General features: G+C 46.1%; 17 protein-coding genes. 8 read left to right on the top strand and 9 right to left on the bottom strand.

The window, feature by feature from the left end; translation table 11 throughout:
- Nucleotides 1-10: 10 nt before the first annotated feature.
- The 4 genes from CLV42_RS02400 to CLV42_RS02385 all read right to left on the bottom strand — a co-directional run bounded on the left by CLV42_RS02400 (nucleotide 11) and on the right by CLV42_RS02385 (nucleotide 4,952).
- On the bottom strand, nucleotides 11-1,660 hold the full coding sequence (locus tag CLV42_RS02400) for a L,D-transpeptidase family protein (protein ID WP_106600292.1): 1,650 nt from the start codon (nucleotides 1,658-1,660) through the stop codon (nucleotides 11-13).
- A gap of 158 nt (nucleotides 1,661-1,818) precedes the next feature.
- Entirely contained in the window at nucleotides 1,819-3,369 is a 1,551-nt protein-coding gene (locus CLV42_RS02395) for an Rne/Rng family ribonuclease (protein ID WP_089834638.1), read from the bottom strand.
- Nucleotides 3,370-3,804: 435 nt separating this feature from the next.
- The gene (locus CLV42_RS02390) at nucleotides 3,805-4,641 is read right to left on the bottom strand and encodes a tetratricopeptide repeat protein (protein WP_106600291.1); all 837 of its coding nucleotides are present in this window, start codon (nucleotides 4,639-4,641) and stop codon (nucleotides 3,805-3,807) included.
- A gap of 23 nt (nucleotides 4,642-4,664) precedes the next feature.
- Nucleotides 4,665-4,952 carry an HU family DNA-binding protein gene (locus CLV42_RS02385; RefSeq protein ID WP_073084475.1) on the bottom strand — a complete coding sequence of 96 codons (288 nt, stop codon included), beginning with the start codon at nucleotides 4,950-4,952 and terminating at the stop codon, nucleotides 4,665-4,667.
- Between the two features lie 571 nt (nucleotides 4,953-5,523).
- On the opposite strand from CLV42_RS02385, the gene mutY reads away from it, so the two are divergent.
- The 7 genes from mutY to CLV42_RS02350 all read left to right on the top strand — a co-directional run bounded on the left by mutY (nucleotide 5,524) and on the right by CLV42_RS02350 (nucleotide 11,764).
- Nucleotides 5,524-6,588: an A/G-specific adenine glycosylase gene (mutY, locus tag CLV42_RS02380; protein WP_106600705.1), complete on the top strand. Its 1,065-nt coding sequence runs from the start codon at nucleotides 5,524-5,526 to the stop codon at nucleotides 6,586-6,588.
- A 179-nt stretch (nucleotides 6,589-6,767) separates the two neighbouring features.
- Nucleotides 6,768-7,223 carry a single-stranded DNA-binding protein gene (locus CLV42_RS02375; protein ID WP_089834641.1) on the top strand — a complete coding sequence of 152 codons (456 nt, stop codon included), beginning with the start codon at nucleotides 6,768-6,770 and terminating at the stop codon, nucleotides 7,221-7,223.
- A 169-nt stretch (nucleotides 7,224-7,392) separates the two neighbouring features.
- On the top strand, nucleotides 7,393-8,754 hold the full coding sequence (gene gldE, locus CLV42_RS02370; protein ID WP_245901415.1) for a gliding motility-associated protein GldE: 1,362 nt from the start codon (nucleotides 7,393-7,395) through the stop codon (nucleotides 8,752-8,754).
- A gap of 29 nt (nucleotides 8,755-8,783) precedes the next feature.
- Nucleotides 8,784-9,380, top strand: a complete 597-nt coding sequence (gene gldD / locus CLV42_RS02365; RefSeq protein ID WP_106600289.1) for a gliding motility lipoprotein GldD — start codon at nucleotides 8,784-8,786, stop codon at nucleotides 9,378-9,380.
- A gap of 94 nt (nucleotides 9,381-9,474) precedes the next feature.
- Complete coding sequence (locus CLV42_RS02360; RefSeq protein ID WP_106600288.1) at nucleotides 9,475-10,050, top strand: DUF3109 family protein; 576 nt, start codon at nucleotides 9,475-9,477, stop codon at nucleotides 10,048-10,050.
- Between the two features lie 124 nt (nucleotides 10,051-10,174).
- Nucleotides 10,175-11,551, top strand: a complete 1,377-nt coding sequence (locus tag CLV42_RS02355; RefSeq protein ID WP_106600287.1) for a LutB/LldF family L-lactate oxidation iron-sulfur protein — start codon at nucleotides 10,175-10,177, stop codon at nucleotides 11,549-11,551.
- 12 nt (nucleotides 11,552-11,563) lie between these two features.
- Nucleotides 11,564-11,764, top strand: coding sequence for a YqaE/Pmp3 family membrane protein (locus tag CLV42_RS02350; protein WP_106600286.1), 201 nt, complete (start codon nucleotides 11,564-11,566; stop codon nucleotides 11,762-11,764).
- A 4-nt stretch (nucleotides 11,765-11,768) separates the two neighbouring features.
- Here CLV42_RS02350 and CLV42_RS02345 read toward each other — a convergent pair whose 3' ends face one another.
- The 4 genes from CLV42_RS02345 to CLV42_RS02330 all read right to left on the bottom strand — a co-directional run bounded on the left by CLV42_RS02345 (nucleotide 11,769) and on the right by CLV42_RS02330 (nucleotide 17,315).
- On the bottom strand, nucleotides 11,769-13,094 hold the full coding sequence (locus tag CLV42_RS02345; protein WP_170117363.1) for an energy transducer TonB: 1,326 nt from the start codon (nucleotides 13,092-13,094) through the stop codon (nucleotides 11,769-11,771).
- Between the two features lie 13 nt (nucleotides 13,095-13,107).
- Complete coding sequence (locus CLV42_RS02340; protein ID WP_245901413.1) at nucleotides 13,108-13,662, bottom strand: RNA polymerase sigma factor; 555 nt, start codon at nucleotides 13,660-13,662, stop codon at nucleotides 13,108-13,110.
- A gap of 113 nt (nucleotides 13,663-13,775) precedes the next feature.
- The gene (gene purH / locus CLV42_RS02335; RefSeq protein WP_106600283.1) at nucleotides 13,776-15,290 is read right to left on the bottom strand and encodes a bifunctional phosphoribosylaminoimidazolecarboxamide formyltransferase/IMP cyclohydrolase; all 1,515 of its coding nucleotides are present in this window, start codon (nucleotides 15,288-15,290) and stop codon (nucleotides 13,776-13,778) included.
- Nucleotides 15,291-15,302: 12 nt separating this feature from the next.
- A complete protein-coding gene (locus CLV42_RS02330) occupies nucleotides 15,303-17,315 on the bottom strand; it encodes a ComEC/Rec2 family competence protein (protein ID WP_170117362.1) in 2,013 nt (670 codons plus the stop codon).
- Nucleotides 17,316-18,097: 782 nt separating this feature from the next.
- Between CLV42_RS02330 and CLV42_RS02325 the strand changes: the two genes are divergently transcribed.
- Nucleotides 18,098-21,289, top strand: coding sequence for a S41 family peptidase (locus CLV42_RS02325; RefSeq protein WP_106600281.1), 3,192 nt, complete (start codon nucleotides 18,098-18,100; stop codon nucleotides 21,287-21,289).
- Between the two features lie 251 nt (nucleotides 21,290-21,540).
- On the opposite strand, the gene carB is transcribed toward CLV42_RS02325, so the two are convergent.
- Nucleotides 21,541-24,357 carry a carbamoyl-phosphate synthase large subunit gene (gene carB / locus CLV42_RS02320; RefSeq protein WP_106600280.1) on the bottom strand — a complete coding sequence of 939 codons (2,817 nt, stop codon included), beginning with the start codon at nucleotides 24,355-24,357 and terminating at the stop codon, nucleotides 21,541-21,543.
- Nucleotides 24,358-24,713: the final 356 nt, after the last annotated feature.

The raw sequence follows: 24,713 nt of genomic DNA, 5'->3' as shown, positions 1-24,713 counted from the left end.
TATCGGGCGGCTATTTGGCACCAAATAATGTAGCCGCCAGTCTGGCGTCATGTCCATATACATCGTCCCGGAAATTCAGTCTGCCATCACTGTCTACAAAAGCAGTGAAATACCCTATATATACGGGCACCTTCTCTTTCAGTGTGATAAACTTCTCTTTATTCCCGTTCATAGCCGCTACAATCTTCTGTTCCGTCCAGGATGAGTCTTTACGCAGCAGCCACTCTGCCAGGTGCTGGGGTTCTGACACACGTATACAGCCATGACTGAAAGTACGTTTGTTCTCTCCGAACAATCCTTTGGATGGCGTGTCATGCAGGTAAATGTTGTACTCGTTCGGGAACAGGAACTTGACCTTACCCAGTGCATTTTTCCCTCCGGGTTTCTGACGGATTATATAAGGGAAATTACCACCCGAATACTTAGCCCAGTTCAACGAACCCGCATCGACAGGGCTACCGCTGCCTGTTACCACTTCCATATTCTGGTGGGCAAGGTAACCAGGATTTCTTTTCATGGCCGGCAATACCTCATGCACCAGGATGCCGGGAGGCACATTCCAGTAAGGGCTGAACACGATGTACTTCATTTCATTGCTGAAGATAACTGTATTCGTACCCGGCTTTCCTACCACTACATTGCAGGTCCAATCCAGTTTATTGTTATCATAAACGTAGAGTTTAAATGCAGGAATATTCACCAGCAGGTACTCGGCCGGTGTTTCGGCTGGCACCCAGCGAATGCGTTCCATGTTGATCAGGATCTGCTGTATGCGTTTTCGCGGAGATACGTTCAACGTATTCAGCAGGGAAGGCTGGATAGTGCCGTCTTTCTTCAGTCCCATACGATCCTGGAAGTTGCGTATAGCCGTATCGAGCACTGGTGTAAAGACCTGGGAAGTATCTGCAGCTGCCAGATCGCCCAATAAGTGCAGGCGCTGTTTTATAGCTGCGACAATGGCGTCACTTTCCCCTTGTTTATAGAGCTTGCGTGATGCCTTCAGTGAATCCCAAGGAACTTTCTCCAGTGCTACCAGTTTTTTGAGCTGCTCCCGCAGCAGTTTATATTGTTTGTTCACCGGCTCTTCAAAAGTGTTGGCCGGTCTATTGACCATAGAATCGAGCAGGCTTTGCATATTGATCTTCTTCCGCGGGATGAACCATTCGAGCGACTTTGCACTGTCTGAGGTCAGTCCGCTCCATACCTTATTCCCATAAGCAAAAAACTGGGTGGTAAGCAACAGTTCTGCTCTGGGCATCCCCTTATCACCCCGGCGAAATTTCTCCCCTTCCATGAGCAGTGTATCGTACAATTCACGCAGGGGTTTACTGATGATGGTACTATCGTTCAGACCATAATCGGCATCTGCTTTCATCATATTGATAAAGTTACCCGCCTGTTCTGTCAGCTGACCATCGTTGCCTATCCAGGCGTAGTGGAAATCCCTTTGCCGGTAGAAGTCACGGATATATTCCGCGTAGGCGGTATCATGTTGCAGGAAGCTGTTCACCTGGTTACTGTCCAGTTTACGATCGATATATTCCTGTTGGGTATAATGGCTGGTATCCCTGTCCCGCCCTTTCTTTCTTCTACCACCTCCACCACAGGCGGAGAGTAGCACCGCAGTTAACAACAAAAAGCAGCTATAACGTAAAAACATAAACGTAACTGAGTTTTAGTAATAAGTCTGATTGTCCCTTACGGGCAGCATGTTTTGTAGAACAACAGCTATCCGGGCAATAATGTTTGAAGGCACAAATGTAAAACGCTTAACACGATATTGTGTTAAGCGTTTTAGATAAAGCAGTTAGGCTGGAATTATAATTTAATCTCTTCTTCGTTGGCGTCAAAGAAACGATATTCAGTAAGATGGTAGTTAGAGTCAGCTTTGACTTTGACCCATTTCTTATACTGGAAGTACCACTTCCACTGGCGGGAGGTCAGGAAGCCTTTGGCCAGGTAGGCATAAAATATAGGGTGTACCCGGAGGGTAAGCCCCTTATGCTGATGGTTAATCAGGTATTGCAGATTCTTTTCGACCTCGTCGATGATCAGTACGGAGGCGCCGATCTTACCTGTACCATGACACGTCGGGCAATCTTCCGCCACTGAAATAGTGACTTCGGGTTTCACACGCTGGCGGGTGATCTGCATCAGGCCGAATTTGGAGATAGGCAGGATGGTGTGTTTGGCCCTGTCCTGCGCCATGAATTTCTCCATGGCTTCGTAGACTACCTTTTTATTCTCCGGCAACTTCATATCAATGAAGTCGATGATGATGATACCTCCCAGGTCGCGAAGCCTCAGCTGGCGGGCTATTTCTGCAGCAGCTTCCAGGTTGGATGCAAGGGCATTCTGTTCCTGGTTATTGCTGGAGCTTTTATAGCCGCTATTGACGTCAATGACATGTAATGCTTCTGTCGCCTCTATGATCAGGTATACGCCGCTGTCCAGGTTGACGGTCTTCCCGAAGGAAGCTTTCACCTGGCGGGTAACGCCATAGTGATCAAAGATAGGAGCGCCGTTATGATAATGTTGAACGATGTCCTGTTTTTCGGGGGCTATCTTTTGGATATAAGCCCTCGTATCAGTGAACATGTTCCTGTCATTGATAACGATCTTGTTAAAGCTCTCGTTAAGAAGGTCACGTAATATGCTGGTTGTTTTGGCCTGTTCACTCAGTATTTTCTGCGGAGGTTGTGCCGCGCGCAGGTTTGCCTGTATATTTTTCCAGGTTTCCACGAGTGTGGTCAGGTCCTCATGCAGTTCTGCCGTTTTCTTTCCTTCAGCCGCCGTACGGACAATCACACCGAAATTGGGTGTTTTGATGGCCTCTACGATCTTCTGCAATCTCTTTCTTTCTTCGGAAGAATGTATCTTTTTAGATACAGCAACAATGTCATTAAAGGGTGTTAACACGATAAATCTTCCGGGTAGAGAAATTTCGCAACTCAGGCGGGGGCCTTTAGAGGAAATGGGCTCTTTTAATATCTGCACGAGGATGTTGGGCTTTCCGCCCAGCACATCTGTGATCTTGCCGGTCTTTACGATTTCCGGCTCATTCTTAAACTTTGTAAAATCAAACCCCTCGGGGGTTTTATCTGAAATAGCCTGCTGGGTAAATTTTAGTATAGAACGTATATATGGGCTAAGATCAGTGTAATGTAAGAAGGCATCTTTTTCAAATCCTACATCGACAAAAGCCGCATTAAGGCCCGGGATCAACTTTTTCACCCGCCCCAGGTATAAATCCCCTACAGAAAAATTGGGATTGCCGCTTTCGTGATGCAATTCCACCAATTTCTTATCTTCCAGCAACGCTATTTCCACACCAGTAGGTGCCGCATTTATAATAAGTTCCTTGTTCAAGCGTCCAAAATTTTAACCATTATAACTTCACCTTGAGTTATGCACGGCTATTTAACAACAGCTTACTGCATACCAGATTATAGCCGGCGAAACGCCAGCATACGTAGATGATGGATTGCTTAAGGGTTTAGCGATCAGCAGGTAATATCCGGAATTCTAAGCGGGATTTGTGGAAAAACCTGCATGACTTTAGCAATTTAACAATAATCGCCAAAATCATGCAGGATATATAAAAATTTTTGTCCGATCACCGCGCCGCAAATAAAACCTGGTTAGTATAAATGGCGGGAAACAGGAGAAAATTATTTCTTATTCTTCTTATGCCGGTTCTTTCTCAGTCTTTTTTTACGTTTGTGAGTAGCAATCTTATGTCTTTTTCTTTTCTTACCGCAAGGCATACGCTAATAAGTTTTTAAATGTTTATAAAAATGAATATTATTTTATACTCCTGATATAACTATCAATTTCGGCTTTCAGCGAGGGATCTTTCACCAGTGTCTTACATTTCTCCAGCAATTCCACTGCTTTTTTAACGTCACCTTTGCCCCTGTAAGCTTCCGCTAATACAAATACTGCTTTGGCCTCTTCAGGATGTTTCTGAGTGAATGACTCCATCCTGTCTATGGCTTTATCAAACTGATTTGATTGAATAGCAAGATTTGCCAATGTGATCTGAGCTTCTGCATTGTCAGGATTGGCTGCAACCACATCTCTGAGTTTCTGGACACCTACCATAGGCTCTGTATTCATATACAGGAGCGCCTGTTTTATCTTAAGGGAATCATTACCCGGACTGAGCGTTATCGCTTTGTCCAGCAGGGTAATGGCCTGTTTGGTCTCCCAGTTCATTACAGCAGGGTCCTCTGCGTGTTCCAGATGTTCTAAAAATAAATTGGCTGCAAAGGTGAGGCTTTTTTCGGAATTTTCCAACTTGGCGGATTCGCCAAGGTAATACGCAGCTATGGGTAGTTGGTTAAGGCTATCCCAGGAGGCATATAATTGTTTGTAAGCGGCTATCTGCTGGTTCTTAACATCGCCCCGGACAATGTTTTCCAGACGGGCAATAGACATTAATTTATCAGCTGGGACCTTTTGCTTGGCGGAAGCCAGCAAATCGTCGAAGGCAATAGATTTTCCCTCCTGACCCTCATGCATATGAGTGGCAGTTGGCATCGCTTTTTTATCCGAATGAGGTACGGTGCGGCCAAACGCAACCAATACAATAAGTATTGTTGCTGCGGCACCGACCAGGAGAATTTGTGATTTTTGCACGCCTTAAATATTAGGCTGCAAAATTACGAACTTTTAAGCTTCTTTACTTCTGCAACGAATTCTTTAGAAGGCTTAAAGGCTGGAATGAAATGCTCCGGAATCTCAACGGCAACGTTTTTCTTGATGTTACGGCCAATTTTAGCAGCTCTCTTTTTCGTAATGAAGCTACCAAAGCCCCTTATATAGATATGCTCGCCATTAGCCAACGCTTCCTTGACCTCCTTAAACATGGCTTCTAGTGTTACTAACACATCTACTTTAGGTATGCCGGTTTTTTCAGCAATATTGTTAATTAAGTCAGCTTTTCTCATAATTGAAGCGAAGGATTACTTGTCCCAAAATTATTTATTTTTTTTTAATTGCTGAATTTTAAGCAAATAAATTTAATCTTTTTTTCTTATACCAAGGTTTTGTATAATATATCTTACTGTAAATCACCTAGTAATAATCTCTAACACGATAACGGGCAACCGGAAAAAGAGAGGGAGGCCATGCTCTAACCCAGTACAAGTACACTTCCATTAGGGTAATCACAATATTTCACTAAACCACTCATTAACGAATATACAAAAAATAATATTCATTTAGTCTTTTTTTTCTTCACTTAACGAAAAAAGACCTGTCGGGATCAGGCACTAACAAATAAAAGGTCTTTGTCTATTATAACGCATTTTCCGGCATATTCGTCTATCGATCAACAAGTTCTGTTAAACGCCACTGCAAAACTGCTACAGCTGAATATTATCAAAAATAAATCTAATGCAATCTTACATTTTTTCCACTGCCATCGTTATCATGATTTTCCGCCCCCGATACTCATAAAAAATGGGGCTGGCGCCACCCTTACATTCCTATTTCATTGATCCCATTATATTTGCAGAAATGAAGCAGTTTTTTACGAACACCCTGCTGGAGTGGAACAAGCATGAGAACACCCGCTCCATGCCATGGAAGGGTGAGAAAGACCCCTACCGGATATGGCTGTCTGAAATTATTCTCCAACAAACACGTGTAGAACAGGGATGGGCTTATTATGAACGGTTCATACTGAACTACCCGACAGTACAGGAACTGGCGGCCGCTCCGGAAGAAGCGGTATTCCGCCTGTGGCAGGGACTGGGTTATTATGCCCGTTGTAAAAATATGCTGGCCGCTGCCAGGCAGATCGTATCAGGATATCACGGTCATTTTCCTAATACATACGAAAGCATACAATCGCTCAAAGGTATTGGCCCCTATACTGCCGCGGCCATCGCCTCCTTTGCGTACAACCTGCCACATGCTGTTCTGGACGGCAATGTATTCCGCGTACTCTCCCGCTTCTTTGATATAGATACGCCAATAGACAGTACCGCAGGCAAGAAACAATTCTCTGAACTGGCTCAGGAGTTATTGCCTCATGGCCAGTCGGCTTCGTATAACCAGTCCATTATGGATTTTGGTGCCGTAGTATGTAAGCCCCAGCAACCGGCCTGCAGTTCCTGCCCCCTGACTGGCAAATGCAAAGCCTTCCAGTTGGGACTCACCGGATTACTGCCTGTTAAGACAAAGAAGCTGGTTATTAAAAAGCGTTACTTCTATTACCTTGTGTTACAGTATAAAGACCAGGTTTACATCCATAAACGTACGGAGAATGATATCTGGCAGAACCTCCACGAGTTTATTCTGATAGAAACTTCCGGTCCGGAAGATGTAACAGCGTTACAGTCTTCAGCCGCCTTTAAAGACGTCATGAAAGATATACGTTACAACATGGATGCGGTTTCCGGGGCATTCAAACAACAGCTTACACATCAGACAATCTATAGTCAATTCCTTATGCTATCGGTTAACAAAAAGCCTGAAATGCCCGGCTATATGGCTATTCCACGGAATCAACTGGATCATTACGCCTTTCCGAAAACTATTACAGACTTCCTTAAAAACAGGGAACTTACCCTATTCTGATACGAAAACTGACTGTGTACCAACAGCGCTCAACTTGCTGCGGCAAGGTATTTGAGCTAAAGTATACGTTAAATTTTTCACTGTCGATTTGAAAAAAACATTAACTTTAGAAAGGTTGTTCATTTAAAAGAAGCGTATATTTTCAATAGTTTAAAATCAATAGATTAAAACCTGCAACAATGAGAGGTGTTAATAAAGTAATCCTGATTGGCAACTTGGGTAGAGATCCAGACGTACAGTTCTTAGAAGGTAACATTGCTGTAGCCAAATTCTCTCTGGCAACAACAGAAACATTCAAAGACCGGGCTGGCAAGCTAATATCCCAAACAGAATGGCATACGGTAGTATTATGGCGCGGACTGGCTGAACTGGCCCAAAAGTACCTTCACAAAGGAAGCCTCGTTTATATAGAAGGACGCCTCCGTACCCGCAGCTGGGAAGACAAAGAGGGTAATAAGAAATTTGCCACCGAGGTGGTGGGCGACAATCTGGTTATGCTTGACAAACGTATGGACCTGAACAACTCTGAGCATGCCATACATCATAGCAACACAGGTAGTAACACTGGTGACAATTTCCCCAATATGGAAATCCCCCCCCAATTAAACGATACAGCGGACGATCTTCCTTTTTAACTATCCGATAAAAAATACTAATTCTTTTTTGATTGATAATCCCTTTATGGGACATTACTTATATTTGCATATAGGGAAAGCGATTCAATTTAAGACCTGAATTACTTTCCCCTTTTTTTGGAACTTACTTTGCTATACGCTGGGAGTTCTAATATTTATCACGTCAAAGTTGAACAATTTGTACACCTATCCGGCAAGCATTCTATCTGGTAAGCTTACCCTGTTGCAAGCAGCGGCGCCAATCGCCACTCCGAACGTGGTTATTTATCTGCTTGTAATATTCATACTCCTACTCATGGCGTTCATTGTTTCCGGTGCTGAAGTGGCGTTCTTCTCCCTGAACTATAAAGACCTGAATGCACTGAAAACGAGGCAAAATACCAGCGGTAAGCTGATTACCAAACTTCTGGAAAAGCCCCGCTCCCTGCTGGCCTCCCTCCAGATAGCTGGCATCCTCCTATCACTGGCGTTTATTATGGTTACCAGCTACCTCATCACCCAGATGGAAGATCTACAGACCTTCCCCGTTGTGTCTCTGGTAGTACGTATAGCCATTATCATTTTTGTGCTGCTTTTCTTTGGCCAGGTGCTTCCCCGTGTATGGGCAGCCCAGAACAATATCCGTTTCGCTACCTACTTCGCCTGGTTTGTCAGCATTGTACATGCAACGCTGGAACCTGTAAGCGACTTTTATGTAAGCCTCAGCGAAAGCATAGAAGCCCGCTTCTTCCACCGTGGCAGTGGCGCTGTAAACTACCAGGAGATAGATGAGGCCATTGAAATGAGTGTAGATCCTACCGCTTCCCAGGAAGAAAAGAATATACTGAAAGGCATCCTCAAATTCGGTAACATCACTGTTAAACAGATCATGCACACCCGCCTGGATGTGTCAGGTATCGAGTATGAAGATCCTTTTGACGCTGTGGTAAAAAGAGTGGCAGACCTTCATTATTCCCGTCTTCCGGTATACAAAGGCAACCTCGATAACATCGTGGGTGTGATCCATACCAAAGACCTCCTGCCCCACCTCGATAAAGGCAAAAGCTTTGACTGGCATACCGTTATGCGGCAGCCTTTCTTTGTACATGGTCATAAACTGATCGAAGACCTGCTGTCTGAATTCCAGACAAGGCGTATGCATTTTGCTGTTGTCGTGGACGAATTCGGTGGTACCTCCGGTATTGTTACCCTGGAAGACATTGTGGAAGAGGTAATCGGCGATATCAAAGACGAATTTGACGAAGAAGAATTCAACTACAGTAAAGTAGACAACTATACCTACGTTTTTGAAGGCAAGACCATGCTCAATGACGTCTGCCGTATTATGAACATTGCGCCCGACACCTTCGAGGTGGTAAAAGGGGAAAGCGACTCTATCGGAGGCCTGATCCTGGAACTGGCAGGTAAATTCCCTGAAGAGAACAGCGTAATATCCCACGACGACTACGATTTCACCGTACTGGAAGTAAGCAAGATGCGTATCCAGAAAGTGCAGGTGACGATCAGGCAGAATGTGGAAGACGAGAACTAGTGCAGGACTTTTAATTACAAGAAGCTACTATGAAATTAACCGGGAATACTCTTTGTCTGCTGTTGCTGCTGGCTTTTTCCGCCTGTCAGCAAAACTATACGCCCAAACCGCGCGGCTACTTCCAGATCAACTTCCCTAAGCGGGAATACCGCCTGTTTGACGTTCCCGGCTATCCATACACCTTCGAGTATCCTGTATATGCCAATATCGTGAAGGACAGCCTCTTTTTTGGCGAGAAAACCGAGAATCCATACTGGATCAATGTGGAGTTCCCGTCCCTGAATGGTAAGATCTATATGAGCTATAAAGAGATTGACAAAGAGGGTAAGAACAAGTTCCAGAAGCTGGTGGACGACGCCTTCAAAATGACCTACAAACACACCTATAAGGCTGAATATATCGACGAAAAGATCATCAATACCCCTTTTCATGTAACGGGCGAGTTCTATGACGTAGGCGGTAATGCTGCCTCCGCCAAGCAATTCTATGCAACCGACTCCTCCCGCCACTTCCTCAGAGGCGCCCTTTACTTTGACGCCACACCCAATGCCGACTCCCTCGCTCCGGTACAGCAGTTCCTGCAACAGGATATGTGGCACCTGGTGGAAACGTTAAAGTGGAGGTAGGCCATTTACTATTTTCGTACCTTTGCGCCTTTAAAGGAATAGCAGCCCGGAAAGCTCGTGCCAACACATCCGGACTGCCGGCTATCGTTTTTATATGATCATCATTGACGACAAGTACATCAGCGACGAATTAATTGAGGAACAGTTCGTCTGCAACCTGGGGGCCTGTAAAGGCGCCTGTTGCGTTGCAGGTGATTGCGGAGCGCCGCTGGATAAGGAGGAAGTAAAAATCCTGAAGAAGATCTATCCGAAGATCAAATCTTACCTGCGTCCTGATGGCATCGCTGAAATAGAACACACAGGTACCAACACCATAGACGATGAATATGGCTATGTTACGCCTATTGTCAACAAAGGTATCTGCGCCTATGCCACTATCGATGCCCATGGTATTGTGGGTTGTGGCATTGAAAAGGCCTTTAACGATGGTGTAATTGACTACAAGAAGCCCATCTCCTGCCACCTCTACCCTATCAGGGTAAAAAAATATGAATCTTTTGAGGCCCTGAACTATGACCGCTGGGACGTGTGCAAACCTGCCTGTAAGAACGGTAGAAGCCTGCGCGTGCCGGTATACCGCTTCCTGCGTGATGCATTGATCCGGAAGTATGGAGAGGAGTTTTACCAGGTGCTCGACAAGATCGCCACCAAACAGTATAAGGCAGAATAAGCCTCCTTGCTGATGCTATCCCTTCATTTCCCTATCTTTACCAGTACTAATTGTTGTTTAATCATTCCGGTGCATCGTAAACCGGTATGGGTTTTGTAATTCCGAATCAGCAATCCGACAACTTATGCATCAGAATGCCTCCACTTTTCTTGAAAATAGTGAGAAGAAAGCGACAAACCTCAGTCATCGCCAGACGATCAATTATAACATCGGTAAGTATAATACCGCTGTCAAAGCTGGGAAACAACAGTTTTCCGATCTGAATACTGCGCGGGAAAGAGCGAAGAATATCAAGTGGAGAGCGCTGGAGAATCTGGATAAACACCTGGAAGAATTTGAGACCAACTTCACCCGCCGCGGCGGCAAAGTGATCTGGGCGGAAAATTCACAACAGGTGCTGGACGAAATCCTGGCCATCTGCGAGGCAAAGCAGTGCAAAAGTATTGTGAAGAGTAAGTCTATGGCTACGGAAGAAGTGCATCTGAACCACTTCCTGGCAGAACACAACATAGAATGTGTAGAAACGGACCTCGGTGAATATATCCAGCAGCTGGATAATGAACCGCCCTATCATATCGTTACGCCGGCCATGCATAAAAGCAAGGAAGATGTAGCCCAACTATTCGCCGAAAAGCTGGGGACCCCTCCTAACCTGACACCGCAGGAACTCACTATGGTAGCCCGGGAAAAACTACGGCAGCGATACCTGGATGCGGAAATAGGCATCACAGGCGCCAACTTTATCATTGCAGATATAGGCGGTGTTGCGGTAACAGAGAATGAAGGTAACGCGCGACTCAGTACCGCATTTCCCAAAACACATATCGTGCTGGTGGGCATTGAAAAAATGCTCCCCTCCATCAATGACCTGGCGCTGTTCTGGCCTTTGCTGGCTACCTATGGAACCGGTCAGCAGGTAACCGTATACAACTCCATCTTCAGTGGCCCTCGCCAGGAAAATGAGATAGACGGTCCCGAAGAGATGTACGTAATACTGATGGATAACGGCCGTACCAACATCCTGGAAGACACAGAAGCCCGGGAAAGTCTCTATTGCATCCGCTGTGGCTCCTGCCTGAATGCCTGCCCCGTTTATAAAAACATTGGTGGTCATAGCTATGGCACTACTTACAGTGGCCCCATTGGCGCTGTTATTACCCCCCATTTACAGGGAATGGATAACTTTATGCACCTCAGCTATGCCTCTTCTCTTTGCGGTAACTGTACGGAGGTATGTCCTGTAAGGATCAATATTCATGAATTGCTGCTCCATAATCGCCATAAAGCGGTGGAGGAGAACTATACCTCCGGCGGTGAGAAAATGTCCTGGTTTGGCTGGAAACAGGCCAGTCTGAGTCGCAGGATGATGAACCTGGTGGGAGGCAAAACCAAGAACCTTTTCATGAAGAAGTTCTTCGCTAAGGCCTGGGGAGACAACAGGGAATTGCCTGTCTTCGCACCAAAATCTTTCAATCAGTTATGGAAAGAAAGAAAAAAATAGTATCTTTTTAATATGACACTTATCGCTATACTGTTACCCTGGCTTTCTTTTATATTAAGAGGAAGAATACTCACAGGCATCGTGTGCCTGCTATTACAAATCACGCTGATCGGTTGGATACCTGCAGCTATCTGGGCCTGTATATCATTACAGAACTCCCGGGAAGACAGAAGAACAAGACGGCTGATTAAGGCGATGAAAGAAAGTAAATAAGTAATTATTTAGGGGCGAAGTGCACATCTATCTGCACGCGGGTAGCCCTACCATCGGAAGCGGGTTTCCATTCCGGACCTTCTCTCACTAATCTCAGTGCTTCTGCATCGCAGTCCGGTTGTAATCTTCTTGTTATTTTAATGTCTTCCAGCGTACCATCGGGCATAACGCGGACAGATACTCTTACCCTCCCGGTGATATTTGCAGCTGCTGCTGATGCCGGATAATGTACATTTTTAGCCAGGTATTCCCTGTACAGCTCATATCCATTTACAGGCATTGGAAGCTGGTAGACGTTTTCCTGCTGCATGCTGTAGCCTTCTTTTTTTCTGTAACCACTCTTTTTACCGTAACCGCTTACAACCACATCAGACAGGGCATTTGCCTGTTCTTTCAGTGTGATATCCAGGTTATTGTCCGACCTGCTTACGTCAAGCTTCTTTGAATTGAACCCTATAGCAGCTACTACGAGTTTCAGATCTTTTGTCGTATCGGCTACGCGGATAGAGAAGTTTCCCTGATTATCTGTCAGCGCGCCTTTATCTGTACCTTCCACTCTAACGGTGACTCCCGGCATTCCTTCATTATCGGGTGCCTTTACTTTCCCCTGGATCAAACGGGTTGTCATAGCCGGAGCTGCCGGAGCAGGAGCTACGGCAACCGGACTTCTGCTTACCATTTCCTCCTCCATTGCTTTATATGTTGGAGCTGCTGCCACCCTTCCTTCTATGCTGTCGGCCAGGGAAGGTGCTATGGCCAGCGGCTGCCTGATAGAGTCATCTTTCCACATCACATTGGCATTGACTAAAGAGGGTTCCATGGCAGCGGCAAATGCACCTGCTCTGGCAGTTTTAGCGGCCAGCAAAGCGGTATCTGACGGTATTGACACAGCCAGTGGCTTCTCAGGAGTAGCCTTTCCCCATGCTACCGGTTCTTCCCGGTTATAATACTGTAGTGTATCTGTAATAGAGCTGTCAGAAACCATAGCACGTTGCAACGCAATGGAATGATCTCTTTGTTTTTCAATCTGCATAAGCCAGAGCAATCCTGTACCCACTACTAATAACACTCCTGCAGCGGCCAACCAGCGGTAATTGAGTACAAATACGCCTCCTTTCTTTTCTTCCTTACCCTGTACTCTCCTTTCAAGACGTCTGTTCAGATCAGCCAGATGAACACGTTGATCTGGTTTGCGCTCGGCAAAACCTTCCAGCGCATCAGCCAGGAACGGATCGTCCAGGGCCTGTTTCTCCAGAGCATGCATCGCCTTGTTATCCAGCTCTCCTGCCAGATACCGGCGGATCAGCTCAGGATCCACGCTATGGTTCATATGACTGTGCTTATCAGGCATCTTGTTGGTCCATACAAATTTTCAGGTTTCGCTTACCGTTTTGAATATAGCTCTTCACTTTCTTCATATCATATCCGGTAATATCTGCTACTTCACGATAGCTTTTTTCCTTCAGGTAAAACAGGTCTACACTGCGCTTTTGCTCTTCCGGCAAAGTTTCCAGGCATTTTTCCATGCCCTGCAGATGTATTTCTATGCTTACTCCGTTCTCATGATGTGCAAAAGAGTCGTTTTCCATAACGGGGAGTCCTTCGAGAGAAATTTCCCTTCCCTCCCTGTTTTTCATGGAGCGCAGTTTCATGAGACAATGATTCTTTGTAAGCACATGCAACCAACTCTTAAAGTTCTGAATCTCATGCTGCTGCAACTTCACGATCAAGTCCTCAAAGATTTGCATAACGGCATCCTTACTGGCCTCTTCATCAAAATAGCGCAGGCATACACCATACACCAGGTTCATGTAGCGTTGGTATAACGCCGCCAGATAATCCAGCTGACCGGAGCGTTTGAACTCCTGTATCAGTTCTGCATCATCTGCATCCTTCATGATATTATGGTGTAAAAATGCCATAGCTTAGATGAACAATAGTAAAGAATTTTTAGCAAAAAAGCACTGGCGTCTGCCAGTGCTTTTTTATAAGCTTTTACAAGCTGAAAGGCTTAGTGTCTGAAGTGACGGGTACCTGTCATCACCATTACCATACCATTCTGCTTACAGAATTCTATTGAATCATTATCCCTTACGGAACCACCTGGCTGGATCACAGATGTGATACCTTCCTCATGAGCAATACGGACACAGTCATCGAACGGGAAGAATGCATCAGAAGCCATAGCAGCACCTTTCAGATCAAAGCTGAACTGGGCAGCTTTCGCAATGGCATGACGCAATGAGTCAATACGGGAAGTCTGACCACAACCTTTACCGATGAGTTGTTTATCTTTTACCAAAGCAATAGCATTGGATTTCAGATGCTTACATACGAGGTTAGCAAATTCGAGATCTGCCTTCTCAGCAGGTGTTGATGGTCTTGCGCCTGCTTCATTCCATTCCTGGTAGTTCCCTTTATCATTTTCCTGCAGCAATACGCCGTTCAGGACATTCTTATACACATATGGTGCTTTCACCGGCTGCAGCTGCTGCAACAGGATACGGTTCTTTTTCGCCTGCAATACAGTCAGCGCATCAGCATCAAAGCCGGGTGCGATCAGTATTTCGAAGAAGATCTCACTGATGGATTCAGCAGTAACTTTGTCAATCACAACGTTTGTTACCAGTACACCGCCGAAAGCGCTTTCTTTATCACCAGCCAGTGCTGCATCCCATGCCGCCTTTAAGGTAGGACGGCTGGCAATACCACACACGTTGGTATGTTTGATCACTGCAAAAGTGGTTTCTGTAAATTCCTGGATCAGCTGGCAGGCAGCATCCACATCCACGAGATTGTTATAAGACAGTTCCTTACCATGCAGTTTGTTGAAGATCTCAGACAGGTTACCATAGAATACACCTTTCTGATGAGGGTTTTCTCCGTAACGCATTACCTGGCCCTGCGGAGCAGATACCTGGAAGTAAGCAGCAGGCTCATTGTTCAGGAAGTACTGTGCAATAGCCACATCATAGTTGGCACATACTTCAAATGCTTTTGCTGCAAACGCCCTGCGCTCTTCTACACTGGTAGCGCCGCCATTGTCGGTCAGCACTTTTTCCAGATCAGCATACTGATCTTTAGAAGCAACAATCACTACATCTTTGTAGTTCTTGCCTGCCGCCCTGATCAGGGAAACACCGCCGATGTCTATTTTCTCAATAATTGTCTGTTCTTCTTTGGTGCTCTTCACTGTTTCCTCAAAGGGATACAGGTCTACAATCACCAGGTCCAGCTCAGGAATAGCATACTGTTGCAGTTGCTCAAGGTCCTGTGGATTCTCACGGCGAGCCAGAATGCCTCCGAATACTTTTGGATGCAGGGTCTTTACACGTCCGCCCAGAATAGATGGATACGCTGTCAACTCTTCCACTGCTACACACTTCACTCCCAGATCTTCGATGAATTTCTGGGTACCGCCAGTTGAATAAATAGTTACACCCTGTTCACCTAACTTTTTTACAATGTTCTCCAGGTTATCTTTATAGAAAACGGAGATCAACGCTGATTTAATTTGCTTTTGCATGTATGGAAATCATTAGAAATTTACAACATAGGCTCCCTGATCCGGAACCGAAAAGAAGCGCAAAGTTAGCACGTAACAATCACTTTTCCACTGTTGAATGTTCCGCAGCCTGCTGGAAGCATCAAAAATATAGCATCCTACCTCGAACATCTTTTCCAATTGTCTGATATCCACCCGTGGATTATGTGATAGTAAAAGATAATCTGTCCGGAACTTTTTCTGCGGAATGACCCATGGAAGGATGCTGTCTATAATTACCAGCCGTTTTTGTCCCAGAGAGAGGACCTGTAAGCCGGCAAATGCCGGCTTGACAACATCATTTGTGCACAGCCGCTGTTTCATCCCATACAGCACATATGCCGGCCGTAAATAGCGATTGTATAGTGAATCATTGCTCATCACTTCCTTATCGCCGGCGTTAGTTAACCGGTGCGCCCGGATAACATCCACCCATGTATGTCCCGGTATATTATAAACAACCATTTTATGCTGATACTGTTCATTTATCTGCAATGACATCAGGGCTATACTCCAGAAAGCAGCACCAGTCAGGGCCACCAGTAGTCCCTGTCGCCATCGATGGAGCCACCAGATGAGCAGCCCGGTGATACAGATATACAGGCAGATCATACTAACAGGATGCATGCTGATGTCTGCGATCAGCGCACCGGGTAGGTGTCCTATCCAGCTAACCGCCTTATTCATCCATTGCATTATCATCTGCAAGGCCCATCCTGTACCTTGTGCCAGTACAGGTATCCGGCCCAGTATCAGCAACAGGATCTCGCCGTAAAGTACAATGGTGGATAAGGGCACCGTCAGCATATTTGCAGGAAGAAAGAAAACAGGGAACTGATGGAAGTAATAGAGGCAAACAGGCAACGTCAATACTTGTGCAGCTAAGGTCAGCGCTGTCATATCCCATAACTTATCCAGCCATCTGTTACTGCTTTGCAGTAAATAATAGGTTCGCCGGTAACAGATCACGATACTTAACACCGCCAGGTAAGATAGCTGAAACCCCACATCAACGAGCAATCGTGGTTCATAACACAGCAACAGAAAGGCCGATGCAGCCAGTGTGTTGTATATGTTTGTATACCGGTTCAGCATAAATTTTCCAACGGTGATGAATGTAAACATCACGGTTGCACGTAGTACCGAAGCAGCCCCTCCTGTCAATAAAGTAAAGGCCCATAACAGCAGGATGATAAGACATCCTTTGCCCCCTTCCGAAAAGCGATGCTTTGGCCACCACCGTAGTATCCATAGTAGTCCACCATAGATCAGCGCCAGGTGCATTCCGGAAATAGCGATAATATGCACAATGCCGGTATTGGTATATTCCTGCACCATTTCCCTGTCAAGATCATAACGGTAGCCGATTAGTAAAGCGGCTGCCAGACCAGCTTCCCGGCCGCCGATATATTGTTGTAGCGTATGCAGACAGTATTCCCGGCAGCGCGATATGCATCGTATAACAGCATTTTCATCCCTTCCCGGCAGCAGCCTCCACCCAGCGGATCGCAGGAATGCCTGCCTGTATATCTGCTGACTGGCGCAATAACTGCGGTAATCAAAGGCGCCGGGATTACCACTGTGTTGTACGGGTGTTGTTTGTACTTGTATGAGTAAGCGGTCGCCATCTCGCAAGCCTGCTGCGGCGCTGTCTTTTGTTAGGTATACTAACAATTTACCTTTTGCAGGGATTCTCGTCCTGTCACGTATGATGTCGCGCACCTCTACAACCGTTTTGTAAGACCGCGGCCTTTGTTGTAAGGGTTCATTTACCATTACCAGCAATAGGTCTCCAGGCCTTGCCAGGGACTCAAAATAACAGCTACTCCGACGGATGTCAGATTGATATACCAGCAAACTCCCACAGCAAACAATCAGCAGTTGTAATGCGATACCCCGCACCCAGTCATACTGATATCGGAAACGAAAAGACAGTTTCTGGAAACCCAATAAGACCATTCCCGGCAAACCCGCCGCAGTAAGCAGTATGAGCGGATTAAACGGCATATATAACTGTATTGATATACCGACGGATAAGGATAAAATCAGGCGCAGAAATGGCGCACGTTTAAGAAAGGCTACAAACATGACAACTTAATATGGTTAACTAATTCAAGTAATGAAAGTAAGCTTTTCACACATGAAATATGTTTTTAAGGTATGATAAATATCCACCCGCTTGATAAGTTTATGGGGCAAAAAATATTTTTAAAATAGGACGCTTTTTACATATTCATAAAATATCATAATTATTAATTAGCTGTATTACAATAACATAATAAATTATACATTTCCACATCTGTTATTGATTAGTTAACATCTTTTTAATATTTAATATTTATAGTAAACTGCATTACCGGTCACGCTATTTATACACATAAATAGTCGTGTCTTTAATGGTTATTTTGAGGGAAAAGAAAGAGCCTGATCTTCATCAGGCTCTGATTATTTTAAGACGTTCCAATACTTCTTCAAGGTAATTATCAAGTGTAGCAAATGCCTGCGGGAACGGGTGTATTGCCCGGGCGATATTCCCCAGCTTCGCCTGAGATTCACTCCGACTATACTACAGGCTCCTACATATAGGCGCTCTAGTCCTACATTACACCTACTTTTCTATAGCGATCGCTATACAAAGTGCCTATAATGCTATAGTAGAGGGCCTATAGGATATAGCCTTCCCCGAATCGCCAGCGAATACCAACCCTATAGATCCCCCTATTTCGCCTTTATTCCCCGGGAAAAAGTATAAATTAGTACATACACATCAACTGTTTAACACCAACAAAATGCTAAGAAGACCTATTGCCCTGCTTATGACAGGTATTGCCTGCCTTACAGCCAGCGCACAATCGACAGAAACCCTGCTACTGCGTTCCCCATCTATCAACCAACACCAGATCGCTTTTAACTACGCCGGCGACATATGGACCACAGATGAAAACGGGCAACACCCACAGCGTATTACTGTCAATCCCGATATAGAACTGGACCCTATGTTATCGCCTGATGGCAAATGGATTGCCTTCAGTGGTAACTATGAAGGCAACGTCGATATTTATGTCGTGCCTGCAACAGGCGGTATTCCCCGTCGTATTACCTACCATCCGGATGCTGATATCATACGCGGATGGCATGGTAACGATAAGATCCTTTTCGCATCTACCCGTCAGTCCATTTCGCCCCGCTTCCAGCAACTGTATGAAATAAGCATAGACGGCGGCATGCCAGTAAAGCTGAAAATGCCGGAGGCACATCAGGGCAACATCTCGCCTGACGGATTATACACTGCCTATATCAAAAATCCTGACCCAACGGAAAGAGGCGGTACCTATCATCCGTTTAAGCACTACAGGGGCGGTAATATGCCACGTATCTGGATTTTCAATAACCAGACAAGTGCTGTAACAGAGATCCCTGATGCGGGCTCCAATAACATCCGTCCGGTGTGGCTGGGCAACGACGTCTACTTCCTGAGTGACCGTAACAGCACCATGAATGTCTTCCGGTATTCAGTATCTACCAAGACAGTTACACAGATAACAAACCACAAAGACTTTGATGTAAAGACACTTTTCTCTGACGGGAAAACGCTCGTATATGAGCAGGGCGGCCGTATCAACAAATGGGACGCGGCTTCAGGCAAAAGCACTGCACTCAGCATCAGCCTGCAGCCCGACCTGCCTTATAAGCGCCCTCATTATGTTAATGCCTCTCTTAATACACTCGGCAGCATCAGCCTCTCTCCTACGGGCATCAGGGCTGTAGTACAGTTCAGAGGCGATATTCTGACGCTGCCTGCAGAAAAGGGTGATCTGCGTAATCTTACCGCTACTCCCGGTATTCACGAACGTACACCGGCATGGTCTGCAGATGGTAAATCCATTGCCTATTTCTCTGATGCCAGTGGTGAGTATGCGCTGCATATCCGTGATCAGAAGGGAGAGAAACCCGCTGTTATCATTCCACTGGAACCAGGCTTCTATTATAGCCCTGTCTGGTCGCCGGATAGTAAAAAGATCGTATTCCGGGATAAACGTCTGCGCCTCTTGTACGTGGAGGTGGACAGCAGGAAGATCTCTGTGATAGATGAGGATCCCTACGATCGTCCCGACCAGGACTTCGACGCCAAATGGAGCCCAGACTCCCGCTGGATCACTTATAACAAAAGGCTCCCTAACAACCTGCAGGCGATCTTCCTGTACAACCTTACAGACAAGAAAAGCAATCAACTCACTGATGGCCGTAGTGAGGCTAATGAGCCGGTATTCAGCAAGGATGGCAAATACCTGTTCTTCTATGCAAGCACCAATTATGCACAGAATACGGGCTGGCTGGATATGAGCTCTTACGAACGGAATACGCTGAGCAATATCTATGTTGTGGTGCTGGCCAACAACCTGCCATCTCCGCTCGCTCCGGAGAGTGATGAGGAACAGGAGAAAAAAGAAGCTGCTAAAGATACCTCCAAGCTGACACGCATAGACCTGGAGAATATTGACCAGCGCATAGTGGCACTTCCAATGCCGGCGCAAAGTTACAGGCAACTGAATGGCTTTGTGAATGGCAAGCTGTTGTACCTGTCTGATAACACTCTTTACAGTTACGATATCGCGAAGCGCAAAAGTGATGTGCTTATGAGCGGCATTAACAGCTATGCTGTGAGTCAGAATGGAGAGAAACTGTTGTATGTTACATCTACAGCGGCGGGCATTGTGGGTACTGCCAGCAAAGCAAATGCGGGAGAAGGCACCCTGAACATTGGCAATATCCGTACGCTGGTAGATCCTGCTGCTGAGTGGAACCAGATGTTTGATGAACTATGGCGTATAGAACGTGATTTCTTTTATGTAGATAATATGCATGGCGCCGACTGGAAAGCCGTGAAAAAGAAATACCAGCGCTTCCTTCCTTATGTAGGACACCGAGATGACCTCAACTACCTCTTCAGCGAAATGATGGGGGAACTGGTAATAGGCCATAGCTATGTCAGCCAGGGAGATTTTCCGAAACCGGTCATTGAATCTGTAGGCCTGCTGGGCGCCGATTACAGTATTGAGAATGGCCATTACCGCTTTGCGAAGATCTATTCGGGATTAAACTGGAATCCACAATTCCAGGCACCGCTGACACAACCCGGTATCAATGTGAAAGAAGGGGACTATCTGCTTGCAGTAAATGGTATTCCGCTGGATGCTAAGACCAACCTTTACAGCCTGTTCCAGGCCACTGCCAACAAGCAGGTACGCATACTTGTCAATCAGCGGCCGGATACGAGTGGTGCGAAGGAATATACCGTCGTACCTGTCACCAATGAGGTGATGCTGCGCCATATGAACTGGCTGGAAGGCAATCGTAAAAAGGTGGATCAGCTGAGTAATGGTAAACTGGCTTATGTCTACATGCCTAATACCGGAGGTGACGGTTATAACTATTTCAACCGTTATTACTTCTCCCAGTTGGATAAGAAAGGTGTGATCGTAGACGAGCGCTTTAATGGCGGTGGATCAGCCGCAGACTATGTCATAGACCTGCTGAACCGTGACCTGCTGAACTATTGGGGTACCCGCGAAGGCCAGCCGATGACTACTCCAGGTAATGCCATATTCGGCCCGAAAGCCATGATCATCAACGGTTATGCGGGCTCCGGCGGCGATCTGATGCCGTTCATGTTCCATGAAAAGAAACTAGGACCACTGGTAGGTACTACTACCATGGGTATATTGGTGGGTATCTACAATTATCCGCAGCTGATGGATGGTGGTTTCGTGACTGCACCACGACTGGGCATCTTCAGTAAAGACGGCAAATGGATCATCGAAAACAAAGGGGTATCGCCGGATGTTGAAGTAGAGATGACACCGGCCGATGTTATTGCAGGCAAAGATCCGCAGTTGGAAAAGACGGTGGAACTGCTGATGAAAGAGATCAAAGACACGCCTGCTATGAAGAAGCCAGCCGGACCTGTAAGAGCAGAATAAAGCTGTCTGGCCTGGACATCCGCCATGGACGTAAGGCATTCCAAAAGTGATATTATCTTAACATGGGAGGAATAGGGTTGGCTTTCCGTGAGAGAACCGGGCCTTCGCCCTACATCAGACACGGCTTAAGCATGCCTTTGACATGGCTTTGAGTTGGACTTGATCTTAATATGAACAGGTGAAGATTATATAAGAAACGGGCGTATCAGTTATCTGATACGTCCGTTTTAGTATGATTAAGATGTACGCGCTTATTTACTCAGGTACATGCTCTTCTCCTTATACAGGGTCCTGAAATAAGGGTCCCTGAGATCTTTGATGAAACGGATCGCTTCACCGGTAGATTTCATTTCAGGGCCGAGTTCCTTATTCACGCCCGGGAACTTATTGAAAGAGAACACTGGTTCCTTGATTGCAAAACCGTCCAGTTTCTTCTCGATCACGAAATCTGTCAGTTTGTTCACGCCCAGCATTACTTTGGTAGCAATATTCAGGTAAGGTACCTGGTATGCCTTCGCGATGAACGGTGTGGTACGGGAAGCGCGCGGGTTAGCTTCGATCACGTATACATTTCCACCCTTGATAGCAAACTGAATGTTGATCAGACCGCGGATGTCCAATGCACGGGCAATCTTTTCTGCATAGTATTCCATGGTGGTTACTTCCATTGGGCTCAGGTTGAACGCGGGCAGTACCGCGTTACTGTCGCCACTATGGATACCAGCTGGCTCTATATGCTCCATCACACCCATTACATGGAAGTTCTCGCCGTCGAAGATACCGTCGATCTCTGCCTCCTGGCAACGGTCCAGGAAGTGGTCGATCAGGATCTTGTTACCCGGCAAGTGCTTCAGCAGGCTGAGTACAGATGATTCCAGTTCTTCTTCGTTGATCACGATACGCATACGCTGACCACCTAATACATAGGATGGGCGTACCAGTACCGGATAACCTACTTCTTTTGCTACTTCTATGGCTTCGTCTGTATTGTAAGCAGTACCGTAGTTAGGATAAGGGATCTTCAGTTCTTTCAGCAGATCTGAGAAACGGCCACGGTCTTCAGCGATATCCATGTTATCGAAAGAAGTACCGATGATCTTAATTCCTTTTTCCTCCAGGCGTTTTGCCAGCTTCAGTGCTGTTTGTCCACCCAGCTGTACGATCACACCTTCCGGTTTTTCCAGTTCGATGATCTCCCACAGATGCTCCCAGAATACCGGCTCGAAGTATAGCTTGTTAGCCATGTCGAAGTCGGTTGATACCGTTTCAGGGTTACAGTTCACCATGATAGCGTCGAAACCTGCTTCCTGGATGGCTTGTAAGCCGTGTGTACAGCAGTAGTCGAATTCGATACCCTGACCGATACGGTTAGGGCCGGAGCCCAGTACGATTACTTTCTTTTTATCTGAAGGTTTGCTTTCGTTTTCAGTATCGAAGGCAGAGTAGAAGTAAGGCGTGATCGCTTCAAACTCAGCACTGCAGGTATCCACCATCTTATAGGTACGGGTGATGCCCAGTGCTTTACGTTTTTCGTATACTTCGTGTTCTTCACAGTTGCCAAACAGGTGTACCAGCTGCATATCGGAGAAGCCCATTTTCTTGGCATCACTCAGCAGTTCTTTTGGAATGGTATCCAGATCATGTTCCTGCAGCTGCTTTTCCATGTTCACGATATCGTTGATCTGGTTCAGGAACCACTTGTCGATATAGGTCATCTGGTGGATGTGTTTCACAGAAACACCTTCCATCAGGGCATCTTTGATACGGAAGATACGGTCCCAGGTAGGCGTCTTCAGTCTTTCCAGCAACTGCTCACTCTTCATGGCAGACTTACCGTAGTAACCGAGGCCCAGTGCATCGTTTTCCAGGCTCTGGCAGGCTTTCTGCAGCGCTTCAGGGAAGGTACGGCCGATCGCCATTACTTCACCTACTGATTTCATCTGCAGCCCCAGGGTCTGGTCAGCACCCTTAAATTTATCGAAGTTCCAGCGCGGCATCTTTACGATCACGTAGTCCAGCGCAGGTTCAAAGAAAGCGGAAGTAGTTCTGGTGATCTGGTTTTCCAGTTCATCCAGTGTATAACCGATAGCCAGTTTCGCAGCGATCTTGGCGATAGGATAACCGGTAGCTTTGGATGCCAGTGCAGAAGAGCGGCTTACACGAGGGTTTATCTCGATCGCGATCAGCTCTTCGTTTTCAGGGTTCAATGAGAACTGTACGTTACAACCACCGGCAAAGTTACCTAGGTCGCGCATCATCATCTGGGCCTTGTTACGCATGTCCTGGAAAGCGGTATCGCTCAGGGTCATCGCTGGCGCCACGGTGATAGAGTCACCAGTATGGACGCCCATTGGGTCCAGGTTCTCTACAGTACAAATGATCACCACGTTATCATTGGCGTCGCGCAGCAGTTCCAGTTCGAACTCTTTCCATCCCAGTACTGCTTTTTCTACGAGTACTTCATGGATGGGAGACGCCTGCAAACCACGCTGCAGTGCTTCGTCCAGTTCGTCCTTGCTGTGTACGAAACCGCCTCCGGTGCCACCCAGGGTGAAGGAAGGACGGATTACCAGCGGGAATCCTATTTCCTGTGCGAATTCTTTACCCTCAAGGAAGGAATTAGCGGTTCTGGCCGGCGCAACGGGTACACCCAGTCGAATCATCCACTGACGGAACTGTTCGCGGTCTTCAGCCTTATCAATGGCTTTGATGTCTACACCGATCAGGCGAACATTGTATTTCTGCCATATTCCCAGCTCATCAACCTCTTTACAAAGGTTCAGCGCTGTCTGTCCACCCATGGTAGGCAGTACGGCATCAATCTGCTGTTCTTCCAGTATCTGTTCTATACTTTCTACCGTTAGCGGCAACAGGTATACCTTATCGGCCATCATAGGGTCAGTCATGATAGTAGCCGGATTGGAATTGATCAATACTACCCTGATACCTTCCTCTCGCAGCGAACGGGCTGCCTGGGAGCCGGAATAGTCAAATTCACAAGCCTGACCAATAATAATAGGACCAGAACCAATAATAAGAACAGATTTGATAGAAGAATCTTTCGGCATTTGCGTATTCTATTGAAAAATTTGAAACCTAACTGATTTTATGACCATTCACCAGACAAAAAAATCGTGCAAAATTAAGGGTTTCAAAATTTATTGTTGCAATTAAATTTAACGTCTTCAGAAGGCCCGCACTGCAAATCCTTTACTGACAAGACCTTAGCCCAACGAATAATATTAATACCCATATTTCGGCCGGCACACTCTCTGTTTCCAATCCCGGATTCCCACATATCCGGAAAAACACATATATTTATGCCGAGACTGTTATTGCGCTTTTGAGACCCGGTATGAAAAAACATGATTCCTTAATACCGTAGCGAAATCCCGGAAGAGAAGGTGAACGTATATAATATGAT

Source organism: Chitinophaga ginsengisoli, from assembly GCF_003014595.1.
Classification (GTDB): domain Bacteria; phylum Bacteroidota; class Bacteroidia; order Chitinophagales; family Chitinophagaceae; genus Chitinophaga; species Chitinophaga ginsengisoli.
The sequence above is the reverse complement of the archived record's forward strand: the minus strand, read 5'-3'. Positions and strand labels throughout refer to the sequence as shown.